Origin of the sequence: Dyadobacter fanqingshengii (assembly GCF_023822005.2) — a bacterium.
Classification (GTDB): Bacteria; Bacteroidota; Bacteroidia; order Cytophagales; family Spirosomataceae; genus Dyadobacter; species Dyadobacter fanqingshengii.
Genome location: NZ_CP098806.1, coordinates 4815633 through 4837175, shown reverse-complemented (window position 1 = coordinate 4837175; position 21543 = coordinate 4815633). Strand labels below are relative to the sequence as shown.

The 21543-nt window shown below is 45.3% G+C and carries 17 protein-coding genes; 6 read left to right on the top strand and 11 right to left on the bottom strand.

Annotation, left to right across the window (positions count from 1 at the left end; all coding sequences use genetic code 11):
• Positions 1 to 2: 2 nt before the first annotated feature.
• Positions 3 to 1688, bottom strand: a complete 1686-nt coding sequence (gene ilvD, locus NFI81_RS20190; protein ID WP_234615309.1) for a dihydroxy-acid dehydratase — start codon at positions 1686 to 1688, stop codon at positions 3 to 5.
• A 320-nt stretch (positions 1689 to 2008) separates the two neighbouring features.
• Between ilvD and murQ the strand changes: the two genes are divergently transcribed.
• Positions 2009 to 2812 carry an N-acetylmuramic acid 6-phosphate etherase gene (gene murQ / locus NFI81_RS20185; RefSeq protein ID WP_234615310.1) on the top strand — a complete coding sequence of 268 codons (804 nt, stop codon included), beginning with the start codon at positions 2009 to 2011 and terminating at the stop codon, positions 2810 to 2812.
• 3 nt (positions 2813 to 2815) lie between these two features.
• On the opposite strand, the gene NFI81_RS20180 is transcribed toward murQ, so the two are convergent.
• The 3 genes from NFI81_RS20180 to NFI81_RS20170 form a co-directional block, all read right to left on the bottom strand.
• A complete protein-coding gene (locus NFI81_RS20180; protein ID WP_234615311.1) occupies positions 2816 to 3826 on the bottom strand; it encodes a zinc-binding dehydrogenase in 1011 nt (336 codons plus the stop codon).
• An 11-nt stretch (positions 3827 to 3837) separates the two neighbouring features.
• Positions 3838 to 4584: an NIPSNAP family protein gene (locus NFI81_RS20175; RefSeq protein WP_234615312.1), complete on the bottom strand. Its 747-nt coding sequence runs from the start codon at positions 4582 to 4584 to the stop codon at positions 3838 to 3840.
• 145 nt (positions 4585 to 4729) lie between these two features.
• Positions 4730 to 5761: a PorP/SprF family type IX secretion system membrane protein gene (locus NFI81_RS20170; protein ID WP_234615313.1), complete on the bottom strand. Its 1032-nt coding sequence runs from the start codon at positions 5759 to 5761 to the stop codon at positions 4730 to 4732.
• A 334-nt stretch (positions 5762 to 6095) separates the two neighbouring features.
• Between NFI81_RS20170 and NFI81_RS20165 the strand changes: the two genes are divergently transcribed.
• The 3 genes from NFI81_RS20165 to NFI81_RS20155 all read left to right on the top strand — a co-directional run bounded on the left by NFI81_RS20165 (position 6096) and on the right by NFI81_RS20155 (position 10450).
• Positions 6096 to 8858: a PKD domain-containing protein gene (locus tag NFI81_RS20165; protein WP_234615314.1), complete on the top strand. Its 2763-nt coding sequence runs from the start codon at positions 6096 to 6098 to the stop codon at positions 8856 to 8858.
• Positions 8859 to 8915: 57 nt separating this feature from the next.
• On the top strand, positions 8916 to 9941 hold the full coding sequence (ruvB, locus tag NFI81_RS20160; protein ID WP_234615315.1) for a Holliday junction branch migration DNA helicase RuvB: 1026 nt from the start codon (positions 8916 to 8918) through the stop codon (positions 9939 to 9941).
• A gap of 83 nt (positions 9942 to 10024) precedes the next feature.
• The gene (locus tag NFI81_RS20155) at positions 10025 to 10450 is read left to right on the top strand and encodes a (deoxy)nucleoside triphosphate pyrophosphohydrolase (RefSeq protein ID WP_234615316.1); all 426 of its coding nucleotides are present in this window, start codon (positions 10025 to 10027) and stop codon (positions 10448 to 10450) included.
• Here NFI81_RS20155 and NFI81_RS20150 read toward each other — a convergent pair.
• Positions 10433 to 11794 (bottom strand): dihydroorotase, encoded by a 1362-nt coding sequence (locus NFI81_RS20150; RefSeq protein WP_234615317.1) that lies wholly within the window; start codon positions 11792 to 11794, stop codon positions 10433 to 10435. The two genes, NFI81_RS20155 and NFI81_RS20150, sit on opposite strands and share 18 nt — an antisense overlap.
• Positions 11795 to 11841: 47 nt before the next feature.
• Between NFI81_RS20150 and NFI81_RS20145 the strand changes: the two genes are divergently transcribed.
• Positions 11842 to 12534, top strand: a complete 693-nt coding sequence (locus tag NFI81_RS20145) for a ComF family protein (RefSeq protein ID WP_234615318.1) — start codon at positions 11842 to 11844, stop codon at positions 12532 to 12534.
• A 50-nt stretch (positions 12535 to 12584) separates the two neighbouring features.
• Here the strand turns inward: NFI81_RS20145 and NFI81_RS20140 are convergent, their stop codons facing one another.
• Both NFI81_RS20140 and mfd read right to left on the bottom strand, forming a co-directional pair.
• The gene (locus NFI81_RS20140) at positions 12585 to 13856 is read right to left on the bottom strand and encodes an SUMF1/EgtB/PvdO family nonheme iron enzyme (protein ID WP_234615319.1); all 1272 of its coding nucleotides are present in this window, start codon (positions 13854 to 13856) and stop codon (positions 12585 to 12587) included.
• 106 nt (positions 13857 to 13962) lie between these two features.
• Positions 13963 to 17316 (bottom strand): transcription-repair coupling factor, encoded by a 3354-nt coding sequence (gene mfd / locus NFI81_RS20135; protein WP_234615320.1) that lies wholly within the window; start codon positions 17314 to 17316, stop codon positions 13963 to 13965.
• A gap of 268 nt (positions 17317 to 17584) precedes the next feature.
• Between mfd and pnuC the strand changes: the two genes are divergently transcribed.
• A complete protein-coding gene (pnuC, locus tag NFI81_RS20130) occupies positions 17585 to 18199 on the top strand; it encodes a nicotinamide riboside transporter PnuC (protein WP_234615321.1) in 615 nt (204 codons plus the stop codon).
• On the opposite strand, the gene NFI81_RS20125 is transcribed toward pnuC, so the two are convergent.
• The 4 genes from NFI81_RS20125 to NFI81_RS20110 all read right to left on the bottom strand — a co-directional run bounded on the left by NFI81_RS20125 (position 18181) and on the right by NFI81_RS20110 (position 21425).
• On the bottom strand, positions 18181 to 18627 hold the full coding sequence (locus NFI81_RS20125) for a barstar family protein (protein ID WP_234615322.1): 447 nt from the start codon (positions 18625 to 18627) through the stop codon (positions 18181 to 18183). The genes pnuC and NFI81_RS20125 overlap by 19 nt on opposite strands.
• A 56-nt stretch (positions 18628 to 18683) precedes the next feature.
• Positions 18684 to 20183 carry a c-type cytochrome domain-containing protein gene (locus NFI81_RS20120; protein ID WP_234615323.1) on the bottom strand — a complete coding sequence of 500 codons (1500 nt, stop codon included), beginning with the start codon at positions 20181 to 20183 and terminating at the stop codon, positions 18684 to 18686.
• 25 nt (positions 20184 to 20208) lie between these two features.
• Positions 20209 to 20529 carry an L-rhamnose mutarotase gene (locus NFI81_RS20115; RefSeq protein WP_234615324.1) on the bottom strand — a complete coding sequence of 107 codons (321 nt, stop codon included), beginning with the start codon at positions 20527 to 20529 and terminating at the stop codon, positions 20209 to 20211.
• 77 nt (positions 20530 to 20606) lie between these two features.
• Positions 20607 to 21425 carry a phytanoyl-CoA dioxygenase family protein gene (locus NFI81_RS20110; RefSeq protein ID WP_234615325.1) on the bottom strand — a complete coding sequence of 273 codons (819 nt, stop codon included), beginning with the start codon at positions 21423 to 21425 and terminating at the stop codon, positions 20607 to 20609.
• Positions 21426 to 21543: the final 118 nt, after the last annotated feature.

Genomic DNA, 21543 nt, shown 5'->3' with positions numbered 1-21543 from the left:
GTTTACGCTTCGTCCGTTACGCAGCCTTCGCTGGCGGATTTTACGGTTCTGATGTATCTTCCCAGCATTCCTTTTGTGAAAAGTGGCGCGGGTTGCACCCATTGTGCTTTTCGGGCTGCCATTTCTTCGTCGGAAATGTGCAATGTTAACTGGCGGGTGTTGGCATCGATGGAAATTCGGTCGCCGTCTTTAACCAATGCAATTGGTCCGCCGTCGAATGCTTCAGGCGTAATGTGGCCAACCACGAATCCGTGCGTTCCGCCTGAGAAACGGCCGTCGGTGATCAATGCAATCTTGTCTCCCAGTCCTGCTCCCATTACTGCCGATGTTGGTTTTAACATTTCCGACATGCCCGGGCCACCTTTTGGACCAGCATTACGGATCACAACCACATGACCTGCTTTAATTTCACCTTTTGAAAGCATGTTAATGATCTGCGACTCATGCTCGCAAACCTTTGCTTCGCCATCGAAAGTCATCCCTTCTTTTCCAGTGATTTTCGCAACCGCGCCATTTGGCGTAAGGTTACCATACATGATCTGAATGTGACCGCTTGATTTAATGGCTTGCTCCAATGGGAATACCATTTTTTGTGTATCAAAATTAAGATCAGGCGCTTCCGCAAGGTTTTCAGCAACCGTTTTGCCTGTTACCGTAATGCAATCTCCGTGGATCAAGCCTTTGGAATACAAATATTTAGTAATGGCAGGAACCCCGCCGATTTCCAGAATATCTTCCATGTAATATTTACCGCTTGGCTTCAAATCCGCGATAAACGGCGTGCGATCTGAAATAGCCTGAATGTCATCCAATGTTAAGGAAAGACCCGCTGAACGCGCAATCGCCAGGAAGTGCAATGCTGCATTTGTGGAACCTCCAAGCGCCATAACCACCGTTAATGCGTTTTCAAGCGATTTTTTAGTAATAACTTCTTTTGGAGTGATATTCATTTCCAAAAGCTTTTTCATCGCAGCGCCGATTTTCTTACATTCATCCTGCTTGCCTTCATGCGTAGCCGGGTAAGAACTGCTGAATGGCAAACTCATTCCCATTGCTTCAATGGAAGCCGCCATCGTGTTTGCCGTGTACATGCCACCGCAAGCGCCCTGACCAGGAATTGAATTTTGAATAACTCCCTTGAAATCTTCGTCTGAAATGTTGTTGGCAAACTTCTTTCCAAGCGCCTCAAATGCCGAAACGATATCGAGTTTTTGTCCTTTATAATGTCCTGAACGGATAGTTCCGCCATAAACCATAATCGCAGGGCGATCCAACCGCGCCATCGCCATCACAGCGCCCGGCATATTTTTATCACATCCCACAACCGCAATCACACCGTCATACCATTGTGCAGAAACCACGGTTTCAATTGAATCGGCAATAATATCACGACTTGGCAACGAGTAACGCATGCCGTCATTTCCATTGGTCATACCGTCAGAAACGCCGATTGTGTTAAAGATCAAACCAATCATATCATTGGCAGTAACACCTTGTTTCACATAAACTGAAAGTCCGTTTAAGTGCATATTGCAAGGGTTACCTTCATAACCTGTGCTCGCAATCCCAATTTGTGGTTTGGCAAAATCTTCTTCCTTCAACCCGATGCCATAAAGCATGGCCTGCGCTGCTGGATTGGTTACTTCTTGTGTTAGGGTTTTCGAAAATCTGTTAAGTTCTGTCGACATGGTGAATATGTGGTAAATAAAAACACCTCATTCAGTGCGGTGAGTGAGGTGCCAGGTTATATGCGATCGTCCTCACTCACGCTAAGACGTGACTAGAATTAGAACTGGGACGATTAAAATGAATTTCATTAGCGTAAAATTATTGGTTAGCGAAATTTCGCTGATTTCATATTGGCAATACAAATTAGAAGGGTATCTTTTTATTTTCCAAACATTCGCGCGATTTTTTGAAGATATTCTAAGATTAATACCAAATTAAACTTTGCTAATTGATGATTTGACGAAAATATTTACTTTTGACCATTCCAAAATCCAATCTTATGCTAACCACCGAGTCGTCTTCCAATTACAATGATCTTGAAAAAATGAGCGTTCAGGATATTTTATCTTCCATTAATCAAGAAGATAAAACGGTTCCAAATGCTGTTGAAAAATCACTTCCACAGATAGAAGCGCTTGTATCGCAAATTGTTCCGCGGATGCAGAAAGGTGGACGGATATTTTATATTGGGGCCGGCACCAGCGGTAGACTGGGCGTTGTAGATGCCTCGGAATGTCCGCCAACGTTCGGCGTTCCGTTTGATCTGGTGGTTGGAATTATTGCTGGCGGGGATACGGCAATCAGGAAGGCCGTTGAAAATGCGGAGGATGACTGGAACCAGGCTTGGCTGGATTTGGAGCCCTATCAACCCAATAAAAACGATACATTAATAGGCATAGCAGCCTCCGGACGCACGCCATATGTAATTGGCGGATTGAATGAAGCGCAAAAAGCAGGCTTGCTAACAGGTTGTGTTGTTTGTAATAATGGTTCGCCGGTCGCAAAGGCCGCGGAATTCCCGGTGGAAGTCGTGGTAGGACCTGAATTTTTAACAGGAAGCACGAGAATGAAATCCGGAACTGCTCAGAAATTAGTCCTTAATATGATCTCAACGGCTGTAATGATCCGTTTAGGTAAAGTAAAAGGCAACAAAATGATCGATATGCAACTTACCAATGAAAAACTGGTTAATCGCGCGCAACAGATGATCATTGACGAGTTGAATGTTGGGCCGGAAGAAGCTGAAAAATTGCTGAATCAATACGGAAGCGTTCGTGGCGCTATTGAATCCGTGCAGAAATAAGAGCTAGATTTTCAAAACAATTTTCCCAAACTGCTGGCCCGAATCCATCAAGCGCAACGCTTTTTCAGCTTCGGCCAATGGAAAAACGGTGTCAATGATGGGCATAATGTGTTTTTCTTCAACAAATTTTATCATTTCCTGAAACTCGGACTCGGTGCCCATTGTGGTTCCGAGAATGTTCAGTTGTTTGAAGAACACTTTGGCCGGAACAATATCGGTAATGTTGCCCGTGCCGCCGCCGTAAAAGCAAATTCTTGCTCCGGGAGCTGCGATGTCAATCAATTTGGAAAATCCGGCGCCGCCTGCACTATCAATAATGACATTAAAATAGCCCAACTTCGGCCCCCGTGTTTTTACGAGCAAATCTCGAAACCAGGTTGGATTTTTGTAATTAATGCCTCCTTTGGCTCCAAGCTGAATGGCTTGTTGGATTTTCTGGTCATTTCCTGAGGTTACCCAAACTTCCGCACCGGCTGCAATCGCAAATTGAATCACAAATAATGCAACGCCACCGCCTGCACCAGTTACCAAAACCTTATCACCGGGTTGCCATTTTGCACGGGTATGCAATGCGCGCCAGGCAGTCAATGCGCCGAGCGGCAACGTCGCAGCTTGTTCAAATGAAAGATATGCTGGCTTTTGAACCAGATAACGGGCTTCTACTTTAACAAATTCAGCAAAAGTCCCGTTATCCGGCAAACCTAGTATTTTGTGTTCATCCCCATAAAAAGCTGGATTATCGCCCCAGTTTTGCGAAGGATTAATGATCACTTCCTTACCAAGCCAATCAGGATCCACACCTTCCCCCACTTCACTCACTATTCCCGCTCCGTCAGATCCGGGAATAATGGGCGTTGTGATTTTAGGATAAAGGCCTTTTTGAATCCAGACATCGCGGTGATTTAATGAAGCTGCTTTCAACTGAACGATCACTTCGCCTGTGGCGGCCTGTGGTTTTTCAACTTCTTCTATAACCAAAGGCTCGTGAAGATTTTTAATAACAGCAGCTTTCATTCAATCCGGGATTAGATATCTGAGTAGTCGGTTGGAGTCAGGAAGAAGCTTGTATTTTTGGATACATTATTCTGATACTCCGGGTTCACTTTCAATTTATTCCATTCTGCATCGGCACTGAATGCTTTCCAGTGTTCGTCGCGGGATGCTTTGTTATCAAATGTGGTCATGTACATTAAATTGGGCTGGTGGCTTCCGGCGATAACTTCTGCATAAAAAACCGCATTGAAACCAAGTCTTTCGAAAAGGGGCACTTCTCCACCATCATTGAACATTTTTACCTTGTTCTGGTAAATTTTCTCCGTGTGACCTTCATAGCTGCGCAATTCATAAACGCGATCTGCTTTTGGACCTGTCAATCCCGGCTTTTTATGCATCGGCATGCCTGTAAATGCTTGCAAAACAATCGTTTCGTAGCGGGCATAAGGCGCATTTTTAAATTCCGCATCTATGTAATCTTTGCCAGCAGAAGCATATGCCGCGTCTTTTGCAAGTGTTTTAGGCATATCCAGCAACTGTTCCAGTGATTTCAATGGTGTGAAAACGTAGATCAATTTACCGGCAGCCGCTGTATCCGAAGCAACAGGTTTGAAAACGCCAACATTCTTTATACCAGCGCGGTGCATGGCGGGGATGTAAGCATCTTTCAAATAATTCTCTACCCGTGTTCCCTGATCTGCATCCTTCAGGTGATAAATTTTTATCTCGTAGAATTCCCTTTTCGGTGGAGCTGCGACAGCGGCAAATGCCACTGTCATGCATAGCAGAAGTAAAGTTTGGATTGTGAAGCGTGGACTCATGAAACTTTTAAATATTAAAATAGGTGATTGTTGTAAAGAAAAAGACGACGGTTCTTTTGCTCTACCCTAAATAACCCCGATAAGATTCAATGTTTCCTGAAAATCAGAATTTAGGACAGGAAAGTTGCTTTTTGCTGCTTTTGCTCCGTCTTGGCTTTGACTCGATCGGGTCGAAGACGTAAGAAAGTGATATTTCATGCGCCCCGCCGCTGCTCGCTCCTAATGTAGAAATAGTAAGGTCGTAGCTATAACCGATTGAAAATTTATCCTGTCGATAACCAGCGAGGAAAATAAGCGCTTCGTGGTTGTTGATGTTTTGTTCGTATTTTTTAAATGGAATGCCCCGATACCAGGCTCCCAAGACCAATGGTTCAATGGTTGCATACAGTCCGGCATCAAACTGATCGTACTTCCCTTGCTTTTTGTACATAATAGCAGGAGAAATCGTCTTTTCTTTATCAATTTCATCCCCAAGGAATGTATATCCTGCAAATGGAATTCTTAATCCAGCCTGAAAACTGGTTTTAACGGGTAACCTCGCCTCCGAAACCGATGAAAATGCCTGATTTGGACGGTTTAGATGATGTGCGGAAAGACCAGCCCAATACCAATCGGAATATAACATTAACCCTGAGCCGAAATCTGCATAGTTTACGTTCGGCCCGCCCTCTGCAAACGGATCTTCCGAAGGCTGCCCGGTAAGTCCTCCATTATTATATTGATCACCAAATGTTAGTCCAAAATAATCTAGCTTCCGGGAAGCAAATCCGCCCTGAATACCCAAACGAAGCGAAGTCACCTCATTTAACCGGATCTGGTAAGAATATTGCAGCGCTATATCCGTTGATTTCAAGTTACCAAGACCCTGGCTGTCCATGGTTATCAAAACACCAAGCCCGCTATTATAATTAGGCAAAAAAACGTCTGCTCCAATAGAAGTTGTTACAAAATTCGCTGACAAGGATGGCCACTGATTTCTATAATTGATCGTTGCGCGCGGCGCAAGCGCACCACCGGCCAGTGCCGGGTTCAGATATAGCGGATTCGCATAAAATTGCGAAAACTGCGGGTCCTGACTCCAACCTTTCAGGCCAAGCAGTGTCAGTACAAAAAGGAGAAGTAAACGCTTTGTCATAAATATTTCTTATTGCCGCACATTAATGAGCGGAGGAAAAGTAGCTCAAAAAAAATACAAAATTAAATTCACAAAATATCATCAAATTGCGTATTAATATTCAAATTAGAGTGGTTTTTACGACATTACCGCACAAAATTTTAACATTTTATTTTCGTTAGTATTGTCAGGTAATCTGAATATTGATTGTGTTGCGTGGGGGTGTTTGAACAAGTAACGAAACATGGGGCGATTTTATAATAAGTATCAACAAATATTTTATTCAACATTCTTTCTGATACTGCTGACCACAGTGTTCGCGAGTGCTCAGGACTTTATAGTCGAAGGGCAGTGTATGCAAAACCCGGATTGCGAAGCCGACTCAACCACATTCAGGGATACGCTAAGTACGGCTATTGCGTGGCAATGGAGTTTTGGAGAAGGCGCGGCGACTGATGCGCGGCGCATTGCGCAACATTCCTATATGGCACCTGGCTCTTACACAGTTACGCTATTAAGGACATTACGAGGCGGCGCAAAACAGACCATTTCCAAGGTTGTTCAAATCGGCGAATTGCCGCCTGCTTTCCAGGAATGGAAAACGGATACAACGATTTGTCCTGGCGATACATTAATCCTGGATCCTTATCCCCAGGGAGCGCCGGATGGGGCACGCTATGTTTGGTATCCCAAAGGTGACACGACGCAAACATTAAATGTTGATAGCTCAGGCTGTTACTCCGTGGAAGTTATTTTGCCCAATGGCTGTAAAATCCAGGACCGCATCAATGTGAAGATCTGTATGGAACCTGCTAATCAGGAAGGTGCCAAATGGTATTTTGGAGGAAATGCAGGCCTTGATTTTTCTAACAATCCGCCCACACCAATCACGGACGGTAAGCTAAATACGCCCGAAGGAACTTCTTCTATTGCCAATTCCAAAGGCCAGCTGCTCTTTTATTCCGATGGTATAACGGTCTGGAACAAGAATGGGGACGTCATGCCTTGTTTTCAGCCGGGGAATTGCCCCCCGCTGAAAGGAAGCCCGAATTCCACGCAATCCGTTCTCATTGTCCCCCAGCCTACTTGTAAGGGTTGTGAATATTTATTTAACATATTTACAACATCAGATATCAATGGTGAAAAACTGCTAACGGTAAGCGTTGTGGATATGCGCCGGAACAATGGCCTGGGTGCGATCATTGAAACAAATACGACATTACAACAACCAACGACCGAACGTATAGTGTCTGCACGTAATGATCGCGACAGCACTTACTGGGTGATTTCTCACGATTACGGAACCAACAAATTCCGGATTTTCCACGCTACAACCGGCGGTTTGGTAGAATCAAGTGCTCCTGAACTGGGCATGAAGCATGACAGCTTGGGAAAAGCCGAAGGTTATATGAAATTTTCGTCGCCCGATAGTGCCACCGGACAACGCAGACTGGCGGTTATCATTCCCGGCCCACCCAAAAATTATGTTGAATTATTCAGTTTCAATGACTCAACAGGCACATTGACCTATGATAAAACCGTGGATCTGGGAGCCGCGCCGCCCACAGCTTATGGAATCGAATTTTCGCCCAGCGGGGAGAAAATGTACATTTCATTCTCGGGTGAAAACGGCACCAGTTCTTATTTAAAACAGTACGATCTCACATTGCCTGACAGTTTGCTGACGGAAACGGCCATCACCATCGATAGTTCAGCCACTCGAAAGTTCGGAGCATTGCAATTCGCCCCTGACGGAAAGATATATATGGCTATTGAGGGCAGTGATTATCTCGCGGTAATTGGCGAGCCGGAAGGGAATTCGCTCACCGGCGTTGAATATGAGCGTGATGGCGTAAGTTTAGGCGGTAAAAAAAGTCAGCTAGGTTTGCCGAATATGGTGCAGGATTTCACGCAGGAATCGTCTGGTCCCGGTTTCGAGGCCAACGGTTTTTGCACAAATGAACCCACAACATTCGAAGCCAGCCCAATCTGCGACCCAATTGAGGACACCTACCAATGGGATTTCTTAGGCGACGGAAGCTTCACAGCTCCTTCCAAAGAGCAAAAAGCAACTTACACCTACACGAAGCCAGGCACATATATGGTGCGTATGCGCGCAATCAACAAATGTAAAGACACCACCATTGTGCAGGAAGTGGTGATTTTTGAAACGCCTCCTCCGATTAACCTGGGTGCGGATAAAGACACTTGCGGCGCTTTTGTTCCTTTGGATATGGGCGTTCAGGCTGAGGTTTATGCATGGATCAATCGTGGAAGAGTGGTAGGACGTGGAAAAACTTACAATGCAACTGCCACAGGGCGTTACATTGCCGTTGCCTTCAACGGCCCGCAAGGAGAATGTTTTTCTGCTGACACCATTGAAATCACATTACGTCGCCCGCCAGCAGTAAGTATTGGACCAGACACAACATTATGCCGCGATAGTTCAATCGTCCTTACAGTGCCAAGCGAAAGATGGATCGAGTTCAACTGGAGCACCGGCGAAGACACTAGGGACATTACAGTGGCTCAGCCAGGTTCCTATTTTGTAATTGTAAAAGACCGCAACGATTGCTACAACTCGGATACCATTCAAGTGGGCGAGCGCCCTTCACCGATTTTAAATCTGCTGCCTGAATATGCGATTTGCATTCCGGATGGACAATCGGTAATTCTTGATGCAAATGGACAAGGTGTAATGTCCTATGAATGGCCGCATTCCGGCGACACCACGCGCACGATAACTGTTGGTGCAGAGGGAACTTACACAGTGATCGCCGTCAATAAAGAGGGTTGTGTGGCGCAGCAATCGACCGAAGTTGTGGACCGGTGTGAGCCGCGGTTCTTTATTCCGGATGCATTCACGCCAGACGGCGAAGGTCACAATGAGATTCTGGAAATTTTCGGGGCTTATTATACCAATTTTTCAATCCGCATCTATAACCGCTGGGGCGAGGTAATTTACGCATCCACGAACATTGAAGATCGCTGGGATGGAACCTATAAGGGCTTAAAAGTGCAGCCAGGCGCCTATCCTTATGTGATCTCCTACGAGGCCCTTTACTATCCCGAACGCGCCCCGAATGTGAAGCGCGGCTCGGTAATGATCATCCGGTAAGCTTCTTTTTGCAGATTAAAACAAGTATTTTTGGTTAAGTTTATTTAGCCGATTATTATGCGTCAGGATTATTTGTCCGGAGATAAAGAAAATCTTTCCAATACTGAAAAAGAAATTGAGCGGGCATTGCGCCCGCTTACTTTTGACGACTTCACGGGTCAGGACAAAATACTGGAAAACCTTAAAATATTTGTGCAAGCAGCGCGCCAACGTGGGGATGCGCTGGATCACGTCTTACTGCACGGCCCCCCGGGACTGGGGAAAACAACATTATCCAACATTGTAGCCAATGAACTTGGCGCTGGAATTAAGATCACTTCCGGCCCGGTTTTGGACAAACCAAGCGATCTTGCTGGCTTGCTGACGAACTTGCAGGAGCACGATGTTTTGTTTATCGACGAAATTCACCGCTTAAATCCCATTGTTGAGGAATATCTCTATTCAGCGATGGAGGATTATAAAATTGACATTATGCTGGATAGCGGCCCCAATGCCCGCAGCATTCAGATTGGATTAAATCCCTTTACATTAATTGGCGCAACAACGCGTGCCGGCATGCTAACATCGCCGCTACGCGCAAGATTTGGCATTAATGCGCGTCTGGAATATTACGATGCGCAATTGTTAACCACTATTTTAAAACGCTCAGCCGCCATTCTCGGCACTCCGCTGGCAGACGATGCAGCATTTGAAATTGCCCGCCGCAGTCGCGGAACACCTCGTATTGCAAACAATCTTTTGCGCCGGACACGTGACTTTGCCCAAGTGAAGGGCAATGGCAAAGTGACGGTCGAAATCGCCGAAATTGCATTGCTTGCATTGGATGTAGACCAGAACGGGCTCGATGAAATGGACAATCGCATATTGTCGACGATCATTCAAAAATTCAAAGGCGGACCAGTCGGACTTTCCACGATTGCTACTGCCTGCGGCGAGGAAGCCGAAACGATCGAGGAAGTTTATGAGCCTTTCCTGATTAAGGAAGGATATATGAAACGAACTTCGCGCGGTCGGGAGGTTACGGAGAAGGCTTACAAGCACTTAGGGATTTTGCCGACGTATCGATCAGGAGAACTTTTTTAAGCAAATACTCCTCGAAGTTTTAAGAATTAATCGCGAATTAACATTGAAAGTTGTAATTTTGCGGTAAATTACTAAACGCCTCTATGATTGAAGTGCTTGTTTCCGAAAAATTGGTTGTGAGGGTGCCCTGTGCTGTCATTGAACATAACGGAAAAGTATTAGCTGGACAACGTAGCGCTGCATTATCATTCCCTTTGCAGTGGGAGTTCCCCGGCGGTAAACTTGAAAAAGGAGAAACAGACGAAGAAGCACTCGCACGCGAAATAAAGGAAGAGCTTGACGTTGAAATTGAAATTCTAAATAAACTTCCTGAAACTTCAAAAGACCAGGGCTGGCGCGAAATCATTCTCGTCCCTTTCGTTTGCAATCTCAAAACGCTCAACATTACGTTATCCGAGCACGAGCAGATCTTATGGCTTACGCCCGGGCAATTGCCAACATTGGATTGGACCGAAGCTGACCTGAATGTGATTGAAAACTACTACGAATATCTAGCGGCTAAAAAGTAACCGCTGCCCCTTCTGCGTTTCATTGAATTTCCCGTTTTCATATACCAGGTTTCCTGACACGAAGGTATGCGTCACACTGGATTGAAAATTCACTCCCTCAAACGGCGACCAGCCGCATTTCGAATAAAGATTGGAAGCTTCGACTCTGGTTTGCGCATTTGTATCAACCAATATTAAATCTGCCCAATAACCTTCACGTATATAACCCCGTTTGCTGATTTGAAATAAGTCGGCGACAGTGTGGCTCATTTTTTCAACAATTCTTTCGATTGAAATTTTTCCTGCTTTATTTAATTCCAACATTACATTTAATGTGTGCTGCACCAATGGCAATCCCGATGGTGCTTGCCAGTAACCCTGCGCTTTTTCTTCAATCGTGTGGGGCGCGTGATCTGTTGCAATCACGTCAATGCGGTTGTCCAGCACGGCTTGTAAAATTACCTCCTTATGATGCGGCGCTTTGATGGCAGGGTTGCACTTGATCTTATTGCCCAGCGTATGGTAATCCTCTGCATCAAACCACAAATGGTGAACGCAAGCTTCGGCAGTTACTAATTTTGGCGTTCCGTCACGCAACAAAATCTGTCCATTTTTTCGAATTCCCGGCTCAAAAAGTACGACTTCATCGCCCGTCGAGATGTGAAGAATGTGCAATCTTGTGCCATGCTTATGCGCAAGTCCGCTCGCAAATGTGGATGATTTCAAGCAAGCTTCTTCATTCCTGATCAATGCGTGAATGTTATAAGGCACATTCTCCCCATATTTTTCCTTGAAATGCTCCATCCGCTGGCGAACTGTCGGCTCGTCTTCGCAATGTGTGGCGATAATCGTAGGCGCGTTTGAAAATATTTTTTCCAAAACATCCGGCGCATCCACCAGCATATTGCCCGTTGAGGAACCCATAAAAATCTTGATTCCACAAACTTCGGCCGGATTCGTCCTCATCACTTCCTCGTAGTTATCATTGGAAGCGCCCATGAAGAAGGAATAATTCGCCAATGACGTCTCAGCACCGATTTTGTATTTATCTGCCAAAAGATCCTGCGTAAGCGCGTTAGGAACCGTGTTCGGCATTTCCATGAATGACGTGACACCGCCAGCAACGGCTGCTTTTGACTCTGTGTAAATATTCGCTTTATAGGTAAGCCCCGGCTCGCGGAAATGAACCTGGTCATCAATGATGCCAGGCATCAGATATTGCCCTTTTGCATCAATCACGCGATCCGTTGCGACATGCTGTAAATCTTTTCCGATCCTTTGAATGTGACCATTTTCAATTATTACGTCAAACTCATTGATCTCATTCTCATTTACTACTTGTGCATTTACGATCAGCGTGGTCATTCGGGGTAAATTTTGATGTGATGCAAAGTTATTCAAAACCCGTAAAAATGAATCTCAAAAAAATTTTAAGTGATTTCAGCGACTTGATTTTCCCAAGATGCTGCGAAGCCTGCGACCGCTCGCTGGTAGGGAACGAAGCCACAATTTGCACCTCCTGTATGATTTCATTGCCAAGAATCCATTCCAATGGCCTGCATCAGGATATCATTCGCTATAAGTTCGTCAATGTGCCGGAAGTGATTTCAACGCATTCTTTTTTGCTTTTTACCAAAAAAGGAAAAGTGCAGCGGCTCTTGCATGCCTTGAAATACAAGGGTAACAAGGATGTCGGGCTGTTGCTGGGGTTTATGTTTGGTCAGGAAATGATGGCGGCTGGAATGCTGCCGGAAGCAGAACTGATCATTAGTGTGCCCTTGCACACCAGGAAACGAAAAATAAGAGGCTATAACCAGAGCGATCTGCTGGCAGAAGGTTTTTCAAATGCAACCGGCATTCCCTGGTCCGCAACAGTTTTGGAAAGAATAAAACACACCGCAACGCAGACCGGGAAGAGCAAAATTGCACGTCGTGAAAATGTGAAAGGCGTTTTCGCAGTGAAAGAACACATTAACTACAAAAGCGTGATCATCATTGACGATGTGTTAACAACCGGCGCAACTCTGGAAGAATGCGTGCAAACGCTAAAACTGGCAGGCTGCAAGTCATTCACCATTCTGACCATCGCATTGGCAGAACATTAAAAAAGGCGTTGCTCAGTGAGCAACGCCTTCCACTATGCGAAATCTTAATCTTATTCTTTGTGACTTCCAGTGGCGATCATTGCGCAACGGAAACCAACCATTGCAGTCGCTGAATCCTGGTCCATGTAGCGACGTGTTCCTGGTGAAAGCCAGTACGCAACATCTGACCAAGAACCACCTTTAAATACTCTCAAATTATCGTTAACCAGAGAGTTGCCGTTCTTACTATCGTAATTTTTAGCTTCGTCCTGGTAACCATCGCGACGGAAAGAGTTCAAGTCATTTACATCATTGTTTGAAAGCGGGCGATAGACGTCATAAACCCACTCGCTTACGTTTCCTGCCATGTCATACAAACCATTGTCGTTAGCCGGATACGAACGAATTTCCTGAGTAATGATCGCTCCGTCATTAGATTTGCCTGCAATACCCGCGTAGTCACCAGGACCACGTTTAAAGTTTGCTAACATGGTTCCCTGCTTACGGCCACGTGGCTGACGCATTGTGGAACCGTCCCATGGATAAATTCTTTGGTTGGATTGGTTTTCATCAGAATACTGCGTTCCAATCATTGCCATCGCTGCATATTCAAACTCTGCTTCTGTTGGCAGACGGTAAGGAGGCATTACGTAACCGCTTTCAATTCTAAGCTGCGGTGCCGGTGCGTCCGTCGCTGCAACTGCTGCGTCTGCCGCCGCTGCATCCTTTTTCTTCTTGCCGAAAGAGAACCCTTTTTTCTTTTTGCCACCTGCTGCTGCTTGCCCTGCTGTGTTATTTGCCTGGCTTACTGCTGCGGTTCTCCAAGCGCAATAATCATTCGCCTGAACCCACGAAACCCCCACAACCGGATACAAACGAAACCCTGGGTGGCGCAAATACATGGTTACATATGAATCGTTGAATGATAATTCATTGAACCAAACATTGGTATCAGGTAACGCTTTACTGTAAAATTCCTCAGATGAATCTCTTTGAACTGCATTTAAATATTCAAGATAGTGGACATTTGCCACCTCTGTCTGGTCCATATAAAAGGATTGGATACTGACAGTACGTTTTGGATTATCCCGTCTGCTCATCACCTCTTCCTCCAAAGAACCCATTGTAAACCTGCCACCTTCGATATAAACAAGGTCGGGGCCTGCTGGCAATGCTTTGTACTGTTTGACCTCAAATCCGTCTTTGCCATTGTAAGCCAAACCCGTTTTAGAGCTTGTTTTACCAGGTTTAAGACTGGTTGGTCGCTTCTTTTTACTACATGAAGTAGCGGCTAATAACACAATCAGAATCAACGCGATCGACCGGATACCCATCTTATGCATGCAAATCATTGCTTTAAAGTGACTTAAGTGTTTGGTATTTTTATAGTATGCGAAATCGCAAATGTAAGAAATGAAATGAAATTTTTACTAAAAATCAATTATCAGGTCATATCGACCCAGTCATCTCCATCAGGACTTTCCTGGCTTGTTCAATGCTTTTAATATCTTCGCATATGAGCATTAACTTGCCTTTCTGGTCTTTTAAAGCAATTTTTCTTGGGTGTTGTTTAATATAATCAATCACCATTCCGAACTTCGGAGACTGAAAGAATTCATCGTTCTGCGAAGTAACGAAGTAGCCTTTCAATGTATTGCTCTTCAAAGTTAATTTTTCAAAGTGCAAAAGCTCTGCTTCCCAGCGCAAACGGACCATTTTCAGCAAATCTTCTACCTCCGCAGGGATCGGGCCAAACCGGTCCAAAATCTCTTTCTCGAATTTGGCCAATTCATCTTCCGTCGAGATGTTGTCAAGGCGGGTATATAACGACAATCTTTCTGAAATATTCTTGACATAATCATCCGGAATCAATGTCGCAAAATCCGTCTCGATCTGGCAATCCGGAACCAGTTTGGAAGGCAGGCCTAATGCGTTCGAAAACAAGTCTTTAAATTCATTATTTTTTAACTCCTGAACCGCCTCATCCAGCATTTTGTGATACAATTCATAACCCAGATCATTCACAAAACCACTTTGTTCCGCGCCCAGCAGGTTTCCTGCCCCGCGAATGTCCAAATCACGCATAGCAACTTTAAAACCGTCGCCCAGTTCGGAGAATTCTTCCAATGTCTGCAAACGTTTCCGCGAATCGCTTGCCAATGTTGAAACAGAAGGCGTTAGCAAATAACAAAATGCCTTTCTATTGGAACGACCTACCCGACCACGCATCTGGTGCAGATCCGATAAACCGAACATATGCGCGGAATTAATAATGATCGTGTTCGCATTGGCAATGTCAATTCCTGACTCAATAATGTTGGTCGAGACCAGCACGTCATAGTCGCCTTCAATGAAGCTGACCATCACTTTTTCCAGCTTATCGCCGTCCATTTGCCCGTGTGCGACGCCTATGCGCACATCCGGAACGAGGCGAAGGATAATGTTTGCTATGGATTCAATGTCATTCACGCGATTATGGACAAAGAAAACCTGTCCGCCGCGCTGCACTTCAAAGCTGATCGCATCGCGGATAAACTCTTCACTGAATGTATGCACTTCCGTAGTAACCGGCTGACGGTTAGGCGGCGGCGTAGCAATCACCGAAAGATCGCGTGCGCCCATGAGCGAGAAATGCAATGTTCGGGGAATTGGCGTGGCCGTCAATGTCAGAACGTCCACATTAACCCGCATTTCCTTCAACCGGTCTTTGGCTTTTACACCAAATTTTTGCTCTTCATCAACGATTAGCAGCCCCAGATCCTTGAATTTTACATCCTTATTCAGAATGCGGTGTGTGCCAATTAATATGTCAATTTTACCTTCCTCCGCTTGTTTCAGCGTTTCCTTGATCTCTTTTGTAGATTTGAAACGGTTGATGTAACCCACTTTTGCGGGGAAATCAGCCAGGCGCTCGCTGAATGTTTTGAAATGCTGCATGGCCAGAATGGTCGTCGGAACCAGAACCGCCACTTGCTTGCTATCGCAAACCGACTTGAATGCTGCCCGGATTGCGATTTCTGTTTTACCAAAACCCACATCCCCACACACAAGCCTGTCCATCGGATGCGCTTTTTCCATATCTTCTTTCACATTCGCAGTTGCAGTGGCCTGATCGGGCGTGTCCTCATATATGAATGAAGATTCCAGTTCGGCTTGCATATAATTGTCGGGCGAGAACGGAAATCCGGGTGCCTGCCTGCGTTTTGCGTACAATGCAATGAGCTCGTGGGCAATGTCTTTAAGCTGCTTCTTGACCTTCGATTTTTTGGCCTCCCACTCACCTGAGCCCAACTTGCTCATAGCGGGCGGCGTGCCTTCCTTACCCGTATATTTCGCGATCTTGTGCAGATTGTGCACACTCACGTAAAGCAGATCATTGTCCCGATAAATAAGCCGGATCGCCTCCTGCTCCTTACCATTTACATCTTTTCGCTCCATGCCTGCAAACCGGCCAATTCCATAATCCACGTGGGTTACAAAATCACCAGGATGTAATGATTTGAGCTCTTTCAGCGTGATCGCCTTTGATTTGCTGAATTTTTCTTTGAGCCTGTATTTATGGAAACGGGCAAAAATCTGGTGATCTGTGTAGCAAACGATCTTCAAATTATCATCCACAAAGCCTTCCCGCAGCGAAATGTGCATTGGGCGGAATTTTACGAACGGATCCAGATCTTCAAAAATCCTCTCAAGCCGATCCAGCTGCTTGGGTTGTTCGGCGACGATAATGTTTACATAGCCTTTTGATTGATTCTCCGAAAGATCGTCCAGCAGTCTTTTGAAATCTTTATTAAAAGAAGGCTGTGGTTTGGAAGAATAGGGAAGCTTGCTCTCTGTTTTGAAATAACCCTTTTTACCAAATTCAACAGTTTTGAACTTCTTAACCTGATTTAAAAATCCCCGGCGCGTTTCGTAAAGATCCTGCGGATTGGAAACAATTTGAATGCCGCCGCCCGTCACTTCCTGAAGCGCCTTTTCTGCTTTTTCAAAACAATTTTCAATGATTTCCAATGTCAGCTCGGCATCCTTAAACCATAAAACCGTTTCCGGCGCAAAGAAATTAAGGAACGACTCGCGCGTTTCATGCGAAAGCTTTTGCTGAATATCCGGCACAATGTTGATCTGCTTCGCCGTTTCAAGCGAAAGCTGGGTATCCGGGTCAAAAGAACGAATGCTTTCAACCTCATCCCCAAACAATTCGATGCGGAATGGATGCTCGTTAGCGAATGAAAACACATCCAAAATCCCCCCACGAACCGAAAACTGCCCTGCTTCGAAAACAAAATCAGTGATTTCGAAACCGTAACTCGTCAAAAATTCAGTCAGGAACGACGGATCGAGTTTTTCCCCAACTTTAACAGAGAATGTGTTGGCTTTCAGCGATCGTTTGTTAATCACTTTTTCAAACAATGCTTCGGGATAAGTGACAATTTGCGTAGGGACAGACTTGCTGGCACTGAGCTTGTTGAGGATTTCGCCGCGCATCAGCACATTGGCATTGTCCACCTCTTCGTAATGATAAGGCCGTTTGTAAGAAGTTGGGTAAAATAAAACTTCCGTTTTGCCGATCAGATTCTGCAAGTCATTCTGAAAATAGGCTGCCTCTTCCCTGTCGCTCAAAACGTAAACGGCCGGACTTTTCTTCTTGTCCTGAATAGATGCAGCAACGACTGCATCCAGGCTCCCAACCAATCCTTTGATCTGAACATGTGCCGCTTCCGGATCTTTCGAGGCAATTTGTGTACTCAGGATGTCCAGATAACTGTCTCCTTTATACAATGTTAGTAAGTCTTTAACTTCCAATTATATATAGTAATAAAGCGGTGGTTCGCTACGTGAATACAAATGCAAAAAGCCGTTTCAGGATTTTCCCTGACCGGCATTTTAGAATAACAACGGTTTTATACAAAATGTTTGCCACAAAATGTTTGCCACAAAATGTTTGCCGCAGCCATCCGATACAAAAGTAACTTGAATCACAGAACACGGCAAATTACAAAATTGTTAATCGGCCGGGAGCTGGATATTTTGGAATATATTAGCCAAATAATCATTGAAAGCGTAAAAATCTATGACCGATTGGCTCAATCAAACCATTTCATTAGCCGGCATTGCTACAACATGGCTTGAAATACTGGGCTTTATCACGGGGGCGATCTGCGTTTACCTGAATACACAGCAGAATGTGTGGGGATGGTTTTTCGGGATTATTAATGCTGTACTATATGCCATTGTTTTCTGGCAAGTGAGGCTTTATGCCGACACGGGCTTGCAAGGCTACTATTTCCTGACAAGCATTTACGGCTGGTGGATGTGGAAATTTGGTGGTAAAAATCATGACGGGATCAATGTAACACGGATGCCTGTTCGGATGTATCCCATTTTTGGACTGATTTTTATCGTAGTAACTGCTTCCTGGGGATTTTTATTGGGAAAATTTACCGACGCGAGCCTTACCTACGCCGATTCGGCATTAACCGTTGCCAGCCTGATCGGCCAATGGATGATGGCGCGCAAGTATCTGGAAAATTGGGTGTTATGGATTATTGCGGATGCTTGTTACGTGGTCATGTATTTTTACAAAGACCTGCATCTTACGGCAATTTTATATGCCGTCTTTCTCGCATTGGCTGTCGGCGGTTATGTGCAGTGGAAGCGTGATGTAACTCAGCTTAAAACCCAATAAGGAATTTCCTGCTCTTCCAGCAATGCCCGGATACGCTCCGAATCATGAAAAATGATTTGCAATTCTTTTTTAGGCGTATTTTCTTCTTCCTCGTCCATCCATTTCCAATCCTCAGCAGTCGCGTCCAGAATGTCGATTACAGACAACAGTTTTTCTTCCGATTTCTCCTTTGCGAGCCAATCAGCCGAATTTTCAATATATATAATCACTTTTTGTTCCTTGATCCATTCCAGATCATTCAACATTTCGTCCAGCGCATCCAGGTTTTTCCCATCATACTCGGGGAAATGCATGGCTGTTGAAATTTCTTCGTAAAAGTCTTTGAGAGAAGTTGCCTTGCGGCCATCAATATGCGCGATAAAAGCGCCCAGGAACAAGGTCCGGACATCAGATTCCTCCCTGGCGATCAGGAAGTGTGTGTTTTTCATATTTTCGGCGGATTACAAGGATGCAAGTTAGAAAAAATAAGATTGCAACATTGCAATTATGGTGCCTTTGATTTTGCCTTTATTGCGGTTGTGTCCCCTGCTTTCAAAAATGCTGCAACAGCTGCTTCATTAAAACCACTCACGACCAGAAGATTCGGATTCTTTCTACTCACCTCACTCACAGCGGAATCCGTCACGGCCGACTGCCAAACGTAAACGGAACGAAGCCCTTTAAATGTTGCCGCTTCCCTGAGCCCGGCGTCGCCAACCTTCGTATCCACCAGATTAATGTATTCCAGCAAAGGCAGGCTTTTCAAATTTGCAATGCCCGCATCGGTTACACCTGTGTGCTCCAAATGCAGTTTATTGAGATTTTTAAGCTTTGGCAATTCTTTCAATGCAGCGTCTGTTATCTTGGTGTCGCCCAATTTCAGCCAGGCAATTTGCTGAGCCACCGGTGCGAGTAAAGCCATATCCTTATCGCTAAAATTAGGCGCATTTACCGCGCTGACTTCCAGTAAGTTCTGATCTTGAGCCAATGCGTTTACAATCAGTCCGGCTTTTCTTAGCGCATCTACATCTTTTTCATTTGCTGCCGGGACCTTGACATTCTGAATGGCGGAAACTGTGCTTTTTGCTGCGGCATTGCCCGCTCCACCCGTTCCTAATACAGCCAAAGCAGGCTTCACTTGTTCGGAAATAGTCAGTTCGGCCACTTTCTTATCGGCAGGCGCTCCCTGATCGATCCACCAGGAAATTAATGTGATCTGATCTGTTGTCAATTGAGGCTTGCCTTTTGGCGGCATATGGTCGTCGTCGTTTTCGGGAAGCAGGCAGCGCTTGATCATATCGCTTTCGGCGCTTTTTCCGGCAACAAATGCGGGTCCGCCTTCGCCTCCTTTTATTAACAATGCCAGCTGATCCATTCTTAAATCGCCTTTTTGCTTGCTTTCATTGTGGCATTGCACGCACCGCATTTCCAGGATCGGCCGCACCACATCCTTGTAAACCAGTGCCTGGTTGACGTCGGCCAATGGCTTGATTTCCGTGATTGCTTCTTTGGCCGGTGACATTCCCGCAAGGCTTCGGAATGGTTCCGGCGTATATTGGGTCAAATATTCTTCGCCATGCGTAAGTGACCCGCCGTCGTGTCCTGCAGAAAGCAATAACAATGTTGCTATGGCAAATGCAGGCAAATAAATCATTGAACTAAAAGGGATTACACGCTGAAAGCGATCCGACTTTACAAGCCAGGCAATCCATGCAAAAACAGCAACGCCTATGCCCTGCCACATATGGTCACTCAGCAAGTCAGCATCGTAACCGCCTCCCAATGACAATAAATATCCCGCAATGCACGCAAAAGTGGCACTTATGGCTGACCAAAAAAGAATAAAAGAGACAGTTCCCTCACTAACCGAAACCTTGCCCGTGCGCCGTCCGATTTCGAGCAGTGCAGCGATCAGCAAAAACCCGATGGGCAAATGCACAAGCACGGGATGAAATCTACCAACAAAAAGCGCCCAGGACGACGACTGTAAAAGGATTTGCAGCATGGAGGGTTAAGGATTAGGATAACATTTATAACCGGAAAACTTCTGGACAAGAAACCGTTTTCGGTGAATTATCGTCATTAACTTCCATTAAATCAGCCATATAGTCCCACCATTTTTTCATAATGGGTAAAGAAGAGAGGCCTGCTGTTTGATCGTTGCTTCCCTTTTTTTGAAATGCAAAAAGTGCCAGCGTGACCGGATCCAGAAAAATATAATATTCCTTAATGCCCGCGTTTTTAAGTAATTCAGCCAGTTCCGGCCAGATTTCGTCATGGCGTTTTTTGTATTCTGCCTCGTTGCCCGGCTTTAATTGCATTCGAAATGCTGAAATGGTGTCTTGATCCATGAAGCGACTTTTTAAACCCTAAAACGTTTAAGCCTCTGTCCGGCACATTTCTAATGCTGCCTCATCAAATATTTTTCTTAGAGGATCAATGGATTGAGTGGAGAATTTAAAGCGCTGCCGGCTGGTAAGCCGCACATCCAGCGCTGGCGGTCGGCTTCCTGATGCTTGTTTTTAGGCTCGGTTACTTTGGCGCCGTCGGCTATAAAAATGACGGTCATTACTTCCCGCATGATGTCTCTGGATTTATTTCCCGGCGCTGAATGCAATGTCCAGCCGTAATGCCAGGTTGCGTCGCCCGCTTTCATGGTTTGCGCGCGGGCGATTTTGAAACCTTTGTCCTGAATAAATTTTTCGAGCATTGCCTCCGATTCATCCGAAATCGGCACATTTTCTACAAAACCGGCTTGGTGCGACCCTGACGCAAATGTGAGCATACCCATATCCACATCTATGTCGATCAGCGGCATCCACATGGTAATGGTGTTACTGGTGTCGACAGGCCAGTAATATTGGTCTTGGTGCCACGGTGTAAACCCACCGCCAGGCTCCTTGTACAGAGCCTGGTCGTGGTAAATTCTGACATTCTCAACGCCCAGCAGATCCGCCGCAATTTTCCCGAAGCGTTTGGCAAGCGCATAAGCTTTCACGTTTTCATCCACTTCCCACAGATTGGTGATCTGCAAAAAAGCCTTTCCATACGTGTCCCTGTCTTCCAATTTCCGCTTTTCCGTGTTGAATTTCGTTGCAGCGCTGTTGATAACGCCCCGATAATGAGACACTTCCGCCTCGTTCAGCACGCCTGGGATCAACACATGACCGTTTCCTCTGAAACTATTAATCTGCATTTCAGAAACAGCCTTAAAATCAGCCAGGTCGGGAGCAGTTAAGGTTGCCATAGAATTTTTAAGAGTTTAGGAATAATCAATTTCAAATTTCGGTTCTTTCATGTTTGATGGTTAGGCTGATAATGGATATTTAATGGTGAATATTATCTATTTTTATTTTTTCAAAACC